The following is a 14,189-nucleotide window of genomic DNA, read 5'->3' as shown; positions in this document are numbered from 1 at the left end:
GAGTCATGGAAGCATTCACCACGCACACCGGCCGGGCCGTCCCGCTGCGCCGCAGCAACGTCGACACCGACCAGATCATCCCCGCCCACTGGCTCAAGAAGGTGACCAGGGACGGTTTCGAGGACGGGCTGTTCGAGGCCTGGCGCAAGGACTCGTCCTTCATCCTCAACCAGCCCGAGCGCAAGGGCGCCACGGTTCTGGTCGCCGGTCCCGACTTCGGTACGGGCTCCTCGCGCGAGCACGCCGTCTGGGCGCTCCAGAACTACGGTTTCAAGGCCGTCATCTCCTCCCGCTTCGCTGACATCTTCCGCGGCAACTCACTCAAGAACGGCCTGCTCACGGTGGTTCTGGAGCAGAAGATCGTGGACGCGCTGTGGGAGCTCACCGAGCAGGACCCCGAGGCCGAGATCACGGTCGACCTGGAGGCCCGTGAGGTGCGCGCCGAGGGCATCACCGCCGCCTTCGAACTCGACGAGAACGCCCGCTGGCGGCTGCTGAACGGCTTGGACGACATCTCCATCACCCTCCAGAACGCGGCCGACATCGCGGCGTACGAGGCCAAGCGGCCGTCGTACAAGCCGAAGACGCTGCACGTCTGAGGCGCGGGCCGGACGCACATCCGGTCGATCGCCTGATTCGCGGCTCACGCAAGGCTGATTTCGGCCACCGCAACACCCCTCTGTACCCCCAATCGTGGACGGTTGGGGGTACAGCTGTGTCTGCCCTCGGACGGCTCCGGCGCGCCGCCTTTGAGGGCTCCAACTCCCCTAGTTACAAAGGTGGTTGCCTGGGTACGCGCCCCTTGGTCCCGTGACGTGCCGAGGTCCCCGGAACCCCCTCCGGGGACGGCAGTTACCCCCTGCGCAGGCGACAACTCGCCCCAGATGGCACAATCTGTGCATGGAACACGACGGCCAACTCGAGCTCTACGTGGCAGTCGCGGCCCAACTCAAGGAAGCGCACACAAGAGTGCGCGCACTGCAAGTCCCGGAGGGCGTACGGATGGCGCTGACCCGGAAGCTGCTGGTCATTACGGCCGTGGCCAAGCACGATCTCGCCGATGCGACAAGGCGGCTGGAGCGGTTCATCAACGACCTCGACGAGGGTCGATTCCTCGAAGAGGAACGCTGAGGAACTCCGCTACAGCCCGAGTTCGTTGCGGCACAAGGGTGATTAGCCCGTTTCGTGTTTGATTTGCGGTATATATCTGCCTAACGTGCGAAAAAGCTTGAACGCATTCGTTCGGGCAATGTCTCCGAAGGGGAAGACGTGAACAAGGCGCAGCTCGTAGAAGCGATTGCCGACAAGGTCGGCGGGCGTCAGCAGGCCGCCGACGCGGTCGACGCCGTTCTGGACGCCATCGTCCGTGCAGTTGTCGGCGGGGACCGGGTCTCGGTCACCGGCTTCGGTTCCTTCGAGAAGGTCGACCGTCCGGCTCGTTACGCCCGCAACCCGCAGACCGGGGAGCGCGTTCGGGTCAAGAAGACCTCCGTGCCGCGCTTCCGCGCGGGTCAGGGCTTCAAGGACCTGGTGAGCGGCTCGAAGAAGCTCCCGCGCGGTGGCGAGGTCGCCGTCAAGAAGGCGCCCAAGGGCAGCCTGACCGGCGGTGCCGCCGCCACGGTCAAGAAGGCCGCGGCGAAGAAGGCCACCGCGAAGAAGGTCACCGCGAAGAAGGTCACGGCGAAGAAGGTCACCGCCAAGAAGACCACGGCGGCCGCCAAGAAGACCACGGCCAAGAAGACGGCCGCCAAGAAGACCACGGCGGCCGCCAAGAAGACCACGGCCAAGAAGACCACCGCCAAGAAGGCGACGGCCAAGAAGGCCCCGGCGAAGAAGGCGACGGCCAAGAAGGCCCCCGCCAAGAAGTCGACCGCTCGCAAGACCACCGCCAAGAAGGCCACCGCCCGCTAGTCGGCAGGGGCGCAGGGGCAACTCACGCGCCGGGCCGGGCTTCCCTCGGGAGCCCGGCCCGCGGCGTGTGCGCGACGCCTACAGCGTCTGCAGGGTGACCAGGGTGATCCGGAGGGCCTCGCCCTCGCCCTCGGTCTCGATACGTACCCGCTGGCCCGGGCGCAGCAGCCGCAGCCCGCCGGCGTCGAACGCCGGGCCGTCGAAGGGCACGGGGGTACCGTCGTCGAGCAGCACCTGGCCGCTGCGGGTCTCGGGGTCGTACGTGTACGCGGTCGCCTGCATGGGGGCAGCCTACGGGGCCCCCAAGGGGCGCGAGGCTGTGCCCCATACGGCTCCGCCGCGGGGCGACGGGCCTCGGACGGCCCGCGGCGTGCGAACCGCCTACTGCCCGGGAATCAGCAACCGTGCCGCCGCTTCCGCCGTACGCGGACCCACCCCCAGCGCCAGCGCCGCCCGCAGATCGTCCCCGGTGTCCACGTCCTGCCGTACGGAATCCACGGCGTCCAGTCGGAGTTCCCTGGCACCCGAGGCGCGATGACGGGCCCGGGAATCCGTACCGAAAGCCGGAAGCAATTCCCGCCCCGGCCCGGCGGTGAGCAGAGTTGTACCGATTGCGGCGGCATCCGGCAGAAATGCGCGAGGGAATTCCGCGGCCGCATCGAGTACTCGCCGCAATTCCGTGGACCGTAGGGCGGGAAGATCGGCATTGAGGGCGGCGACGGCACCGTCGGGGCGCCAGGACCGTACGACCCCCGCGCCGTGCGCCAACGCGGCGTTCAGACCGCCGCCCGGCTCGTCCGGAACGATCCGGGCGCCGAGCGCGGCCAGTTCCCGCCCGGCCAGGGCGTCGTCCGTGACTACCGCCACATCGCGGACCACCGCGCAGGCCAGCGCGGCCGCCACGGTGTCCTGCGCGAAGGCGAGGGCGAGCCCGGGGCGCAGTCCGTCGGCGGCCGTGTCCGCCAGCCTGCTCTTGGCCCGCGCCAGGGGTTTGAGGGGTACGACCACAGTCCACCGCACCAGCGTTCCGCCCTCCCTTGTAGCGCCCCATTGTGACCCGGCGGCCCTGGCGCTCCGGACGCCGGGGCGTACCGTGTTCTCGACAGACAGGCGGCCTGGGGCGACACTTGTGCGGCCCCCCAGGCCCTAGAGGAAGGTGTCCGCGTGCCCCGCCGCAGAATCGGCTTCTGGTACCGCTTCGCAGCGGTCCTCTGCAAACCGCCGCTGGTGGTTCTGATCAAGCGGGACTGGCGTGGAATGGAGAACATTCCGGCCGAGGGCGGATTTATCACCGCGGTGAACCACAATTCGCATGTGGACCCCTTCGCGTATGCCCACTATCAGTACAACACCGGGCGTGTTCCGCGATTCCTGGCGAAGGCGGGCCTTTTCAAGAAGGGATTCGTGGGGGCCGCGATGCGTGGCACCGGACAGATCCCCGTCTACCGCGAGAGCACCGACGCGTTGAGCGCCTTCCGGGCCGCGATCGACGCCGTGAAGCGCGGCGAGTGCGTCGCGTTCTACCCCGAGGGCACGCTCACCCGCGACCCCGACGGCTGGCCGATGACCGGCAAGACGGGTGCCGCGCGCGTCGCGCTGCAGACCAAGTGCCCGGTGATTCCGGTCGCCCAGTGGGGCGCCAACGAACTGCTGCCCCCGTACGCCAAGAAGCCCAACCTCCTTCCGCGCAAGACCCACCACGTGCTGGCAGGGCCGCCGGTGGACCTCTCGCGCTTCTACGACAAGGAGATGAGCCCGGACCTCCTGAAGGAGGCCACCGAGGTCATCATGGCCGCCATCACCGCGCAGCTGGAGCAGATCCGCGGCGAGAAGGCGCCCGCGAAGGCGTACGACCCCCGCGAGGTGCGCATCGCACAGCGCCGCAGGGCGGCGGCGAAGGAAAAAGCACAGGCACAGCAGGAAGAGGGGCAGGGCGCGTGAGCAAGCCGGTCAAGGCGGCCGTCTTCGGGACCGGATCGTGGGGCACCGCGTTCGGCATGGTGCTCGCCGACGCGGGATGCGACGTCACCCTGTGGGGGCGCCGTGGTGAACTCGCCGCGGCAGTCAACTCCACCCGGACGAACCCCGACTACCTGCCCGGTGTCGAACTCCCCGAGAACCTGCGGGCCACCTCCGATCCCGCCGAGGCCGCCGCGGACGCCGACTTCACGGTCCTCGCGGTGCCGTCACAGACGCTGCGCGAAAACCTCGCCGAGTGGGTGCCGCTGCTCGCGCCCGAGACCGTGCTCGTCTCCCTCATGAAGGGCGTCGAACTCGGCTCCACCATGCGGATGAGCGAGGTGATCGAGGACGTCGCCAAGGTCGGCGCGGACCGTATCGCCGCGGTCACCGGACCCAATCTGGCCCGTGAGATCGCCGCACGGATGCCGGCCGCCGCCGTGGTCGCCTGCCGCTCCGAAGCGGTCGCCCAGCGCCTCCAGTCCGCCTGCCACACGCCGTACTTCCGCCCGTACACCGTCACCGACGTGGTGGGCGCCGAACTCGGCGGCGCGGTCAAGAACGTGATCGGTCTCGCCGTCGGCATCGCGGACGGCATGGGTCTCGGCGACAATGCCAAGGGCTCGCTCATCACGCGCGGTCTGGCGGAGACCACCCGGCTCGGACTCGCCATGGGCGCCGACCCGATGACGTTCTCCGGACTCGCGGGCCTCGGCGACCTGGTGGCCACCTGTTCCTCGCCGCTCTCACGCAACCACACCTTCGGCCTGAACCTCGGCAAGGGCATGACCCTCCAGGAGACCATCGCGGTCACCAAGCAGACCGCCGAGGGCGTCAAGTCCTGTGAGTCCGTGCTGGATCTGGCCCGTAGGCACGGCGTCGACATGCCCATCACGGAGACCGTCGTCGGCATCGTCCACGAGGGCAAGCCGCCGGTGGTCGCTCTCAAGGAACTGATGTCGCGCAGCGCGAAGCCCGAGCGCCGCTGAACCACCAGGTGCGCGACGTCCTGCGACGGCTCTCGTACGACGTCGGGCGTCAACGCCCGCAACGGCTCGTACGACGGCGGGGATCAATGCTCCGCGAGGGTGCGTACGACGCCGGGAATCAGTGCTCCGCGACGGCTCGTACGGCGCCGGGAATCAACGCTGTGCGACCAGTCGTACGACGCTGAGCAACGGCCCCGGTGGGGCGCTGACTCACCGCCGTACCAACGGGTACTCTCAACGCGATATGAGCACCGAGAACCTCCCCCAGAGCCCTGAGCAGCCGCCTCGCAAGCCGCGCGTGGCCGTCGTCTTCGGCGGGCGCAGCTCCGAACACGGGATCTCCGTGGTCACGGCCGGCGCGGTGCTGCGCGCCATCGACCGTACGAAGTACGACGTCCTGCCGATCGGCATCACCCGGGACGGCCGTTGGGCACTCACCGCCGACGAGCCGGAACGGATGGCCATCATCGACCGGCAGCAGCCGAACGTCGAGCAGCTCGCCGAGTCGAGCGAGGGCGGCGTGGTGCTCCCCCTCGACCCGGCCGACCGTGAAGTGGTCTACAGCGAGCCCGGATCGGTCCCCAAGGCCCTGGGCGAGGTCGACGTCGTCTTCCCCATGCTGCACGGCCCGTACGGCGAGGACGGCACCCTCCAGGGCCTCCTGGAGCTCTCCGGGGTCCCGTACGTCGGCTCGGGCGTGCTCGCCTCGGCCGTCGGCCAGGACAAGGACTACATGAAGCGGGTGTTCACCTCGTTCGGCCTGAAGGTGGGCCCCTACGTGGTGATCCGGCCGCGCGAGTGGCAGCAGGACGAGTCCGCCGCCCGTAAGAAGATCATCGACTTCGCGGGCGAGCACGGCTGGCCGCTGTTCGTGAAGCCGGCACGCGCGGGCTCCTCGTTCGGCATCACCAAGGTCGACGACCTCTCGGGCCTCGACGAGGCGATCGCGGAGGCACAGCGCCACGACCCGAAGATCATCGTGGAGGCGCTGCTGCGCGGCCGCGAGATCGAGTGCGGGGTGCTGGAGTTCGAGGACGGCCCGCGCGCCTCCGTCCCCGCGGAGATCCCGCCCGTGCAGTCTCACGCCTTCTACGACTTCGAGGCCAAGTACATCGACTCGGCCGACGGGATCGTGCCCGCGCCCCTCACGGCGGAGCAGACGGCCGAGGTGCGGCGACTGGCCGTCGAGGCCTTCGAGGCGGCGTCCTGCGAGGGTCTCGTCCGCGCGGACTTCTTCCTCACCGAGGACGGCGACTTCGTGATCAACGAGATCAACACGATGCCGGGCTTCACGCCGATCTCGATGTACCCGCGGATGTGGCAGGAGACGGGCGTCAGCTACCCGGAGCTGGTGGACCGCCTGGTACAGGCGGCGCTGCGACGGTCGACCGGGCTGCGCTGAGCGGCTTGCACCGCCCTGGTGTCAGTTGGCGATCCCCTTGGGGATCGCCTTCTTGATGGATGCGGCAATGTCGACGAGCATGCCGGAGGCGTCCCGCCCCTTGGGCACGGTCACCTCGACGTACACGCTGCGGTTCGCTGTGGTGAAGCGGTTCGACCCGTCGTCCCGCTTCTCCATCAGCCAGTCGACGCCGTTCACCGTGCCGCCGACCGCCTTCGGGTCGTCGCCGAGCGCCACCTTCGGATCAATCATCTTCGGAGGCCGTTCGACACCGCAGCGCAGTATGATCGCCGGGCTTCCCCAGCCCGCGCTCAGCGCGGACCGGGGCTCGGGATCCTTGCGGCCGAGGCCGTCCACCTTCCGCGGCAGCACCTTGTCCAGGTTCTGGCACAGCTTGGTGACCTTCGCGTTCGGGCTCGGAACCGAGACCGACGCGTTGTCGTCTGCTGAGGAGCAGCCCGCAATCGTGATCAGCAGCGCGACCGCGGGCAGCCCGAGGAAAGCAGTGTGCCGGTGACGGAAGAAGTTCACCGGCCAAGGGTAGACGGGGGCTACAGGTGCACGACCGGGCAGGTCAGGGTGCGGGTGATGCCGTCCACTTGCTGGACCTTCGCGACCACCATGCGGCCGAGTTCATCGACGGTGTCGGCCTGGGCTCGCACGATGACGTCGTACGGTCCTGTCACGTCCTCGGCCTGGATCACCCCCGGGATCTTGCTGATCGTCTCGGCGACGGTCGACGCTTTGCCGACCTCCGTCTGGATCAGGATGTACGCCTGTACCACGGAACCTCCAGGGCGGCCACGAGGATCATGTGGGGAAAAGGAACGCCACGGTATCGCGTTGCCGCTCGCCGCGGGGAGACCCGGGGTGGCTGGGGCTTGCGCGCCGGGGTGCACGAACTGCACAAGTTGACGGTCAACTCGACCGTACCGAGTACGGAGACGGCTCGCGACCGGGCACGGGTAGCGACAGAGGGAGCACTACGATCATGAAGGGCACCGTGGGCGAGTTGGGGGAGTTCGGGCTCATCCGAGAGCTCACCTCGCGTCTCACCACCACCCCGGCGGTCCGGGTCGGCCCCGGCGACGACGCCGCGGTGGTGGCCGCGCCGGACCGCAGGGTCGTGGCGAGCACCGACATCCTCCTGGAGGGACGGCACTTCCGCCGCGACTGGTCCACGGCGTACGACGTGGGGCGCAAGGCGGCCGCGCAGAACCTCGCGGACATCGCCGCGATGGGCGCCGTACCGACCGCGCTGCTGCTCGGCCTGGTCGTCCCGGCCGAACTCCCGGCCACATGGCCCTCCGAGCTGATGGACGGGCTGCGCGACGAATGCCAGGTCGCGGGCGCGGCCGTGGTCGGCGGCGATGTCGTACGCGGTGACACGATCACCATCGCGATCACCGCACTCGGCGATCTGCGCAACCACGAGCCGGTCACCCGGGCCGGGGCCCAGCCCGGTGACGTCGTCGCGGTGACGGGCTGGCTGGGCTGGTCGGCGGCCGGGTACGCGGTGCTCTCGCGGGGCTTCCGCTCGCCGCGCGCCTTCGTCGAGGCCCACCGGCGTCCCGAACCGCCGTATCACGCGGGTCCCGCGGCGGCAGGGCTCGGCGCGACCTCGATGACGGACGTCAGCGACGGGCTGATCGCCGACCTCGGGCACATCGCCGAGGCCAGCAAGGTGCGGATCGACGTCCGCTCCGGCGACATCGACGTCCCCTCGCAGATGAACGACATCGGGCAGGCTGTCGGCGTCGACCCTCTCCAGTGGGTGCTCACCGGCGGCGAGGACCACGCGATCGTCGCGACTTTCCCGCCCGACGTGAAACTGCCCGCCCGCTGGAAGGTGATCGGCGAGGTGCTCAACCCGTCGGCGCTGCCGCAGGTCACGGTGGACGGGGCGCCCTGGACGAGCAAGGGCGGCTGGGACCACTTCGGGGACATCGAGTCGTGAGCGCGCCGCCCAGGGTTCTGGCGGTCGCGGGTTCCGACTCCGGTGGCGGGGCCGGGATCCAGGCCGACCTGAAGACGATGCTCGCCCTCGGGGTGCATGGCATGAGCGTGATCACCGCCGTCACCGCGCAGAACTCCCTGGGCGTACAGGGCGCTTGGGAGCTGCCGGTGGACGCCGTGCGCGCCCAGTACCGCAGCGTCGTCGACGACATCGGCGTCCAGGCGGTCAAGACCGGCATGCTCGCCTCGTCCGAACTCGTCGAGACCGTCGCCGAGTTGATCGCGACCACGGACGCGCCGGTCGTCGTCGACCCGGTCGGCATCTCCAAGCACGGGGACTCGCTACTCGCCGAGTCGGCCCTCGACTCCGTCCGCACCAAGCTGCTGCCGGTCGCGACCGTCGCGACGCCGAACCTCGACGAGGTGGCCCAACTCACAGGCGTACGGGTCGTGTCGGAGGAGGATCTGGGGCGGGCCGCGGCGGCCGTGCTGTCGTACGGGCCGAAGTGGGTCCTGATCAAGGGCGGCCATCTGCCCGGTGACGCCGTGGACTTGCTGACCGACGGCTCCGAGGAGCACTGGCTGCGGGCCCCGCGCCACGACAACCGGCATACGCACGGCACGGGCTGCACCCTGGCGTCGGCGATTGCTTCTGGGCTGGCGAAGGGGCAGACCGTGCCGGAGGCGGTGGCGGCGGCCAAGGTGTACGTCACCGGTGCGATCGCGGCCGGGTTCGCGCTGGGTGGCGGGATCGGGCCGGTCGATCATGGGTGGCGGTTCAGGGCCGGCGCGTAGCCGTTTTTTGTGCGGGCGCGTATGTGCTTGCGCATCAGGTGCGTCAGGGAGCGCTTTGCGTACGGTGTGCGTCAGGGAGCGCTTTGTGTACGGGCGTGTCACGGAGCGCTTTGTGTGGGGGCGCGCGTAAACGTGTGCGTAAACGCTTGCGCGAGCGTTTACGGGCGCGGGTACTCCCGCAGCTTGATGTCGGTGGCCGCCTTCTCCGTGAGCTTCTTGAAGAAGCGGGCCAGGGGGCGGGAGCTGAGGATCCGGTACATCCGGTCGCGGCTGCGGATCCGCCGCTCGGTCGGCGGGGCGAAGAACGGGCCCGCGTTGCCGGAGATCTTCTGGCAGCCCTTGGCGAAGTCCCGGATTCGCGTCTCGTACTCGGCGAACGCGGTCCGGTGGTCGCCGCCCGCGAGGGCCAGCTCCCCGGCCAGGACGTACGCCCCGACGATCGCGACACCGGTGCCCATGCCGCCCATGGTGGCGCCGTACCCGGCGTCGCCGAGCAGCGCCACACGGCCCTTGGTGAGCCGGTCGACATGGATCTGGGCGATCGCGTCGAAGTACAGGTCGTCGGCCCGCTCCAGGGCCTTGAGGACCATCGGCGTCTCCCAGCCCATCCCGGCGAACCGCTCGGCCAGGATCCGCTTCTGAGCGGCGACGTCACGCCGGTCGAACTCCAGCTTCTCGGACCGGAAGACGAGCAGTGCGCCCGCCCGGTCCGGGTCGCCGTCGTAGTTGCCGACGGCGATCGCCCGTCCCGGCTCGCTGTAGAGGCGTGCCGTGCGGTCCAGGCCGAGTTCGTTGGGGACGCCGAAGCCCGCCACGTAGTGGTCGAGGAAGCGCAGATAGCGGGACTCGTCCCCGAAGGCCAGCCGGCGGGTGAGGGAGTGCAGTCCGTCGGCGCCCACGACGAGGTCGAAGCGGCGGGGCGCACCGCGTTCGAAGGTGACGTCGACGCCTTCGGGGGACTCGGTGAGCGTGGCGATCGAGTCGCCGAAGACGTACTCCACGCTGTCCCTGGTGCGCTCGTACATGATCTGTGCCAGCTCGCCGCGGAAGATCTCCACGTCTCCGCTCATCATCTCGGCCGGCAGATCGACGCGCGGGCTGCCGTCGGCGTCGACGACGATCTGGCGGCCCATGCGGGTCTGGCGGGCGTGGATCTCGTCCCAGATGCCCATGGCGGTCAGGACGGTCCGGTGGACGTGTCCCCGGAAGTCGACGGCGAACCCGCCTTCGCGCAGATCGGGGGCCTTCTCGACGACGGTGACGCGGGCGCCGTACCGGGCGAGGTTCAGGGCGAGGGCGGGGCCGGCGATGCTGGCGCCGGAGATCAGGATGTCGAGGTGGGCGAGCCCGGCGGTGTGGTTGGCAGGCCGAGCGGTGTCGTTGTTCGTCATGGTCAGGAGCTTCTCCGGAGGTGCTGACCGTGCCCTTACCGTTCGCTGACCGCCGCTGACCCGAGGCTCCGTCCCTGCTGGAGGGCCTTCTCGTACACCTCCGGAGAGAGCTCTTTCCGTATCCGTTCCCTGATGCCGACGATCTCGGGATCGCCCTCGGGCGCGGCGCCCCGCAGGACGACGGCCGCGCCGAGCAGGACGGCGGCGCGCTCGGGGCTCTCGGCGACGGACGCCAGCGCCTCGGTGGCGTCGGCGAGTTCGAGCCCGCCGTGCACCTCAAGGGCGAGGGCATGGGCCTGGACGAACCAGTCACGGGCCTCGTCGGCGCATTGCTCGGCGAGGGCGGTGCGACCCAGGCCGATGAAGATTCGTACGGACTCGCCGACGCTGAACCAGTTCCCGGCACAGACCTCCAGGGCGTTTTCGTAGTGCACGCGTGCGCGTGCCGGGTCCCCCGACAGTCGGGCGGTGTCGCCCAGACCGCGCCGGGCCGCCGCCACCTTGTCCGGGGCGCCCGCGGTACGGGCCAGGGAGGCTGCGCGGGTGTAGTGCTCGGCCGCCCCTTCGAAGTCCCCCAGGTGCAGCAGGACGGTGGCGCGCCGCTGTACCAGGTCACCGGTCTCCTCCGGCGCCGCCAGCTCCCGTACGTACCTCAGGGCTTCGTCGATCAGCTCCAGGGCCCGCTCGTGGTCTCCGCGCAGGTCGGCGAGCATGGCCAGCGGGTCGAGGCAGTTGGCAAGCCCCCAGCGGTCTCCGGTGGCCCGGAAGCCGGCCAGACCACGGGTGAGCGCCGCCTCGGCCGCGTCGGGCCGTCCGGCGAACAGCTGCTGGAAGCCGTCGCCGAGCTCCATCAGGGCCCGTCCCCAGGGAGCGTCGCCGACCTGTGTGCGCACCTGCTCGTCGGTGACTCGGCGCGGGCCGTCCGCGACCGACCACATCACGAACATGAACGGCAGGCGCAGCTCGTGGTGCAGGGAGCCGAGCAGGACGGCCGCGCGGTCCAGGCGTTCCCGGGCGGCGGAGTCGTCCTCATCGGCACCGCCCGAGATCGTGTTGATCAGGCAGAGGACGTACTCCTCCGTCAGGCCCTCCGGGGGAGCGGTGCCCACGGCCGTCAGCAGTTCGCGGGCGAGCGGCACCTGCTCGCCGTGCAGGCCGCGCAGCCGCCAGAACCAGGAGAGCGCGGCCATGAGGAGCAGCGCGCGTCCGACGTCCGTGCGCGCGAGGTGGCGCAGGGCCGCGTCCAGATTGACGTGCTCGGCGCCCAGCCGGGCCAGCCACGGGAGTTGGCCACCGCTTCGGAGATGCGGTTCCGCCTCCTCGGCCAGGCGCATGAAGTACGCGGCGTGGGCAGCTCGCAGGCGCTCCTCCTCGCCCCGCTCGGCGAGATGTTCGGCGGCGTACGCGCGGATGGTCTCCAGCATGCGATAGCGCCCGTCGGAGACCTCGAGGAGCGACTTCTCCGCCAGCGAGGCCAGCAGATCCTCCGGATACGGCACCCCGCACACAGCCTTGACCGCATCAAGTGTCGCGCCCCCGGAAAACACCGTCAGCCGCCGCGCCAACTCCCGCTCCTCGTCGTCCAGGAGGTCCCAGCTCCACTCCACGACGGCGCGCAGGGTGCGGTGACGTGCGGCCTTGGTGCGGTCGCCCCGGGAGAGCAGCCGAAAGCGGTCGGTGAGGCGGTCGGCGAGTTCGTCGGGGGTGAGGGTGCGCAGCCGGGCCGCGGCCAGTTCGATGGCCAGCGGCAGTCCGTCGACTGCGGCACAGATGTCGGCCACGCGCGTGTGTCCCTCGAAACCCGGCCTCACGGCGGCTGCCCGGTCCACGAACAGCCGGGCGGCGGGCTCCGGCGGCAGCGGCGGTACCGGGCACAGCACCTCACCCGTGATCCCCAGTGACTCGCGGCTGGTGGCGAGGATCCGTACACCGCGGCAGGTCCCCAGAAGCAGTGCGGCGACCTGGGCCGCGTCCTCGACGAGGTGCTCGCAGTTGTCCAGCACCAGCAGCAGGTCGCGGTCCTCCAGGGCGGCGAGGAGCCGCTGCGTGGTGTCGGTCGCGGGCGTGCGTAATCCCTCGCGCACGCCGAGTGCGGTGAGGATGGCGTACGGGATCTGGGAGCCGTCGGTGAGGCCGGTCAGTTCGACGAAGCAGACGTCTGCGCACATGGTTGCGTGAGCGTCTGCTGATGCGCGCGCGTCTCCGTAAGCGTTTACGCAAGCGTCCGCGTAAACGCTTACGCAACCGTCTGCGCAAGCGCTTACGCAAGCGTTCGCGCAGACGCTTGCGCGAGCGTTTACGTGTCGGCTGTCGTGAACGTTCACGCGGGTGTTCGTGGCAGCGTTTGCGTGGGCGCTCGCGACCTCTGTCGCCAGTCGGGTCTTGCCCGCCCCGCCCGGCCCCGTGAGGGTCACCAGGCGAGCCTCCGCGAGCAACCTCCCGATCCGCCGGAGCTCCGCGCCGCGGCCGATGAAGCGCGTCAGCTGGGCGGGGACGCGCCGCCGGGCGGGAGCCGCGCCCTTGAGCAGCTCCAGGTGGAGCGCGGACAGTTCGGGCGACGGATCGGCGCCCAGTTCGTTCGCGAGCGTGCTTCGCAGTTCCTCGTACGCCGTGAGCGCCTCGGCGGGCCGCCCGCCCGCGTGCAGGGCCCGCATCAGCTGCCCGTACAGCCGCTCGCTCAGAGGGTGCGCGGTGATCAGTTCGCGCAGCTCCGGTACGAGTTCGGGCCCGCCGCCGAGTGCCAGTTCGGCATCGACGCGGTCCTGGACGGCGGCGAGCCTCAGCTCGTGGAGCCGGGTGACCTGGGCGTGCGCGTCGGGGAGAGCGGACAGAGCGGGGCCGCGCCACAGGGCGAGCGCCTCCCGGAGCGTGGCCGCCGCGCCTGTGTGGTCGCCTCGGGTGAGGGCCGTGCGACCCTCACCGGCCAGGCGCTCGAAGCGGTGGGCGTCGACGGCTTCGGGGGAGACGGCGATGCGGTAGCCGGTGGACGTCGCCTCGATCTCGGCGTGCGGGCCGAGCCGCCTGCGCAGCCGGGAGACCTGGGACTGGAGGGCGTTGAGGGCCCCGGCCGGCGGCGTGGCCCCGTACAGGCCGTCCGTCAGCCGTTCCGTGGAGACCGTGCGCCCCGCGTCCAGGAGGAGCAGGGCGAGCAGGGCGCGCGGGCGGGGGCCGCCGGGGTCCAGAGGGCTGCCGTCTTCGGTGCGGATGTCGAGAGGGCCCAGGATGCCGAAGCGCATTGGGCAGATTCTGGCAGGTCCCCTGGGGACGGGGGAGGGAGAACGGGGTCTACGCGCGCGTGAGGACCGCGTGGGTCGGCGAAGAACTGGGGCGAGGAAGAACCCGGGGCAGCGGAGAACCCGGGGCAAAAGCGAACCCAGGACAGCGACTCGGGGCAGAAGTGAACCCGGGGCAGCGGAGAATCTGGGGCAGAAGCGAACCGGGCAGAAGGGAACCGGCAAGAATCCGGGCAGCAAAAAACCGGTCCACCGTTAGGTGGACCGGTTCAGTGCAAGCGAACCAGCAGTGGCCGCGCGCTAGCGGTTGTCAGCGCGAGACCTTGCCGGCCTTGATGCACGAGGTGCAAGCGTTCACGCGCTTCGGCGTCCCGCCGACCACGGTACGGACGCGCTGGATGTTGGGGTTCCAGCGACGGGACGTACGGCGGTGCGAGTGCGAGATGTTGTTGCCGAAGCCCGGCCCCTTGCCGCAGACGTCGCAGTTGGCAGCCACGGGTCACTCCAAAGACTTCAGATGCACTTACGGTTGATCCCGGCATGCCGGGATCAA

Annotated in this window: 15 protein-coding genes; 8 read left to right on the top strand and 7 right to left on the bottom strand. The window is 70.1% G+C overall.

All coding sequences use genetic code 11. The annotated features are described in order from the left end of the window. The first annotated feature begins 5 nt into the window (after window positions 1-5). The 3 genes from leuD (at window position 6) to ACIBK0_RS19200 (ending at window position 1,911) form a co-directional block, all read left to right on the top strand. Window positions 6-599, top strand: a complete 594-nt coding sequence (gene leuD, locus ACIBK0_RS19210; RefSeq protein WP_399081142.1) for a 3-isopropylmalate dehydratase small subunit — start codon at window positions 6-8, stop codon at window positions 597-599. 301 nt (window positions 600-900) lie between these two features. Beyond that, window positions 901-1,131 carry a hypothetical protein gene (locus tag ACIBK0_RS19205; protein ID WP_189188943.1) on the top strand — a complete coding sequence of 77 codons (231 nt, stop codon included), beginning with the start codon at window positions 901-903 and terminating at the stop codon, window positions 1,129-1,131. A gap of 138 nt (window positions 1,132-1,269) precedes the next feature. Then, the gene (locus ACIBK0_RS19200) at window positions 1,270-1,911 is read left to right on the top strand and encodes an HU family DNA-binding protein (RefSeq protein WP_399081140.1); all 642 of its coding nucleotides are present in this window, start codon (window positions 1,270-1,272) and stop codon (window positions 1,909-1,911) included. Window positions 1,912-1,989: 78 nt separating this feature from the next. On the opposite strand, the gene ACIBK0_RS19195 is transcribed toward ACIBK0_RS19200, so the two are convergent. Further along, window positions 1,990-2,193 (bottom strand): hypothetical protein, encoded by a 204-nt coding sequence (locus tag ACIBK0_RS19195; protein WP_189188945.1) that lies wholly within the window; start codon window positions 2,191-2,193, stop codon window positions 1,990-1,992. Window positions 2,194-2,292: 99 nt separating this feature from the next. Further along, window positions 2,293-2,931: a 2-phospho-L-lactate guanylyltransferase gene (gene cofC, locus ACIBK0_RS19190; RefSeq protein ID WP_399081137.1), complete on the bottom strand. Its 639-nt coding sequence runs from the start codon at window positions 2,929-2,931 to the stop codon at window positions 2,293-2,295. 144 nt (window positions 2,932-3,075) lie between these two features. Between cofC and ACIBK0_RS19185 the strand changes: the two genes are divergently transcribed. The 3 genes from ACIBK0_RS19185 to ACIBK0_RS19175 all read left to right on the top strand — a co-directional run bounded on the left by ACIBK0_RS19185 (window position 3,076) and on the right by ACIBK0_RS19175 (window position 6,261). Next, a complete protein-coding gene (locus ACIBK0_RS19185) occupies window positions 3,076-3,852 on the top strand; it encodes a lysophospholipid acyltransferase family protein (protein ID WP_399081135.1) in 777 nt (258 codons plus the stop codon). Next, window positions 3,849-4,859 carry an NAD(P)H-dependent glycerol-3-phosphate dehydrogenase gene (locus ACIBK0_RS19180; protein WP_399081133.1) on the top strand — a complete coding sequence of 337 codons (1,011 nt, stop codon included), beginning with the start codon at window positions 3,849-3,851 and terminating at the stop codon, window positions 4,857-4,859. Before ACIBK0_RS19185 ends, ACIBK0_RS19180 begins: the two co-directional genes overlap by 4 nt. A 244-nt stretch (window positions 4,860-5,103) precedes the next feature. Then, window positions 5,104-6,261, top strand: a complete 1,158-nt coding sequence (locus ACIBK0_RS19175) for a D-alanine--D-alanine ligase family protein (protein ID WP_399081131.1) — start codon at window positions 5,104-5,106, stop codon at window positions 6,259-6,261. A gap of 21 nt (window positions 6,262-6,282) precedes the next feature. Here the strand turns inward: ACIBK0_RS19175 and ACIBK0_RS19170 are convergent, their stop codons facing one another. Beyond that, the gene (locus ACIBK0_RS19170; protein ID WP_399081129.1) at window positions 6,283-6,792 is read right to left on the bottom strand and encodes a DUF3515 domain-containing protein; all 510 of its coding nucleotides are present in this window, start codon (window positions 6,790-6,792) and stop codon (window positions 6,283-6,285) included. 20 nt (window positions 6,793-6,812) lie between these two features. Next, window positions 6,813-7,046 carry an Lrp/AsnC family transcriptional regulator gene (locus tag ACIBK0_RS19165; RefSeq protein WP_028802415.1) on the bottom strand — a complete coding sequence of 78 codons (234 nt, stop codon included), beginning with the start codon at window positions 7,044-7,046 and terminating at the stop codon, window positions 6,813-6,815. Window positions 7,047-7,252: 206 nt separating this feature from the next. Here ACIBK0_RS19165 and ACIBK0_RS19160 point away from each other — a divergent pair, with 206 nt between their 5' ends. Continuing rightward, a complete protein-coding gene (locus ACIBK0_RS19160; protein ID WP_189188951.1) occupies window positions 7,253-8,218 on the top strand; it encodes a thiamine-phosphate kinase in 966 nt (321 codons plus the stop codon). Then, on the top strand, window positions 8,215-9,012 hold the full coding sequence (gene thiD, locus ACIBK0_RS19155) for a bifunctional hydroxymethylpyrimidine kinase/phosphomethylpyrimidine kinase (RefSeq protein ID WP_399081125.1): 798 nt from the start codon (window positions 8,215-8,217) through the stop codon (window positions 9,010-9,012). Before ACIBK0_RS19160 ends, thiD begins: the two co-directional genes overlap by 4 nt. Window positions 9,013-9,170: 158 nt before the next feature. Here thiD and ACIBK0_RS19150 read toward each other — a convergent pair whose 3' ends face one another. From ACIBK0_RS19150 to rpmB, 3 genes are all read right to left on the bottom strand, one after another. Beyond that, entirely contained in the window at window positions 9,171-10,403 is a 1,233-nt protein-coding gene (locus ACIBK0_RS19150; RefSeq protein ID WP_399081123.1) for an FAD-dependent monooxygenase, read from the bottom strand. A 35-nt stretch (window positions 10,404-10,438) separates the two neighbouring features. Beyond that, window positions 10,439-13,639, bottom strand: coding sequence for a BTAD domain-containing putative transcriptional regulator (locus ACIBK0_RS19145; protein ID WP_399081121.1), 3,201 nt, complete (start codon window positions 13,637-13,639; stop codon window positions 10,439-10,441). Between the two features lie 307 nt (window positions 13,640-13,946). Next, the gene (rpmB, locus tag ACIBK0_RS19140) at window positions 13,947-14,132 is read right to left on the bottom strand and encodes a 50S ribosomal protein L28 (protein ID WP_003993230.1); all 186 of its coding nucleotides are present in this window, start codon (window positions 14,130-14,132) and stop codon (window positions 13,947-13,949) included. Window positions 14,133-14,189 lie beyond the last annotated feature (57 nt).

Source organism: Streptomyces sp. NPDC050564 (assembly GCF_044457265.1).
GTDB lineage: Bacteria > Actinomycetota > Actinomycetes > Streptomycetales > Streptomycetaceae > Streptomyces.
The sequence above is the reverse complement of the archived record's forward strand: the minus strand, read 5'-3'. Positions and strand labels throughout refer to the sequence as shown.

Bases quoted from the DNA above. Each gene is read 5' to 3' on its own strand.
- ACIBK0_RS19150 (WP_399081123.1), bottom strand. From the start codon at position 10,403: ATGACGAACAACGACACCGCTCGGCCTGCCAACCACACCGCCGGGCTC.
- leuD (WP_399081142.1), top strand. From the start codon at position 6: ATGGAAGCATTCACCACGCACACCGGCCGGGCCGTCCCGCTGCGCCGC.
- ACIBK0_RS19145 (WP_399081121.1), bottom strand. From the start codon at position 13,639: ATGCGCTTCGGCATCCTGGGCCCTCTCGACATCCGCACCGAAGACGGC.
- ACIBK0_RS19175 (WP_399081131.1), top strand. From the start codon at position 5,104: ATGAGCACCGAGAACCTCCCCCAGAGCCCTGAGCAGCCGCCTCGCAAG.
- ACIBK0_RS19195 (WP_189188945.1), bottom strand. From the start codon at position 2,193: ATGCAGGCGACCGCGTACACGTACGACCCCGAGACCCGCAGCGGCCAG.
- ACIBK0_RS19160 (WP_189188951.1), top strand. From the start codon at position 7,253: ATGAAGGGCACCGTGGGCGAGTTGGGGGAGTTCGGGCTCATCCGAGAG.
- ACIBK0_RS19205 (WP_189188943.1), top strand. From the start codon at position 901: ATGGAACACGACGGCCAACTCGAGCTCTACGTGGCAGTCGCGGCCCAA.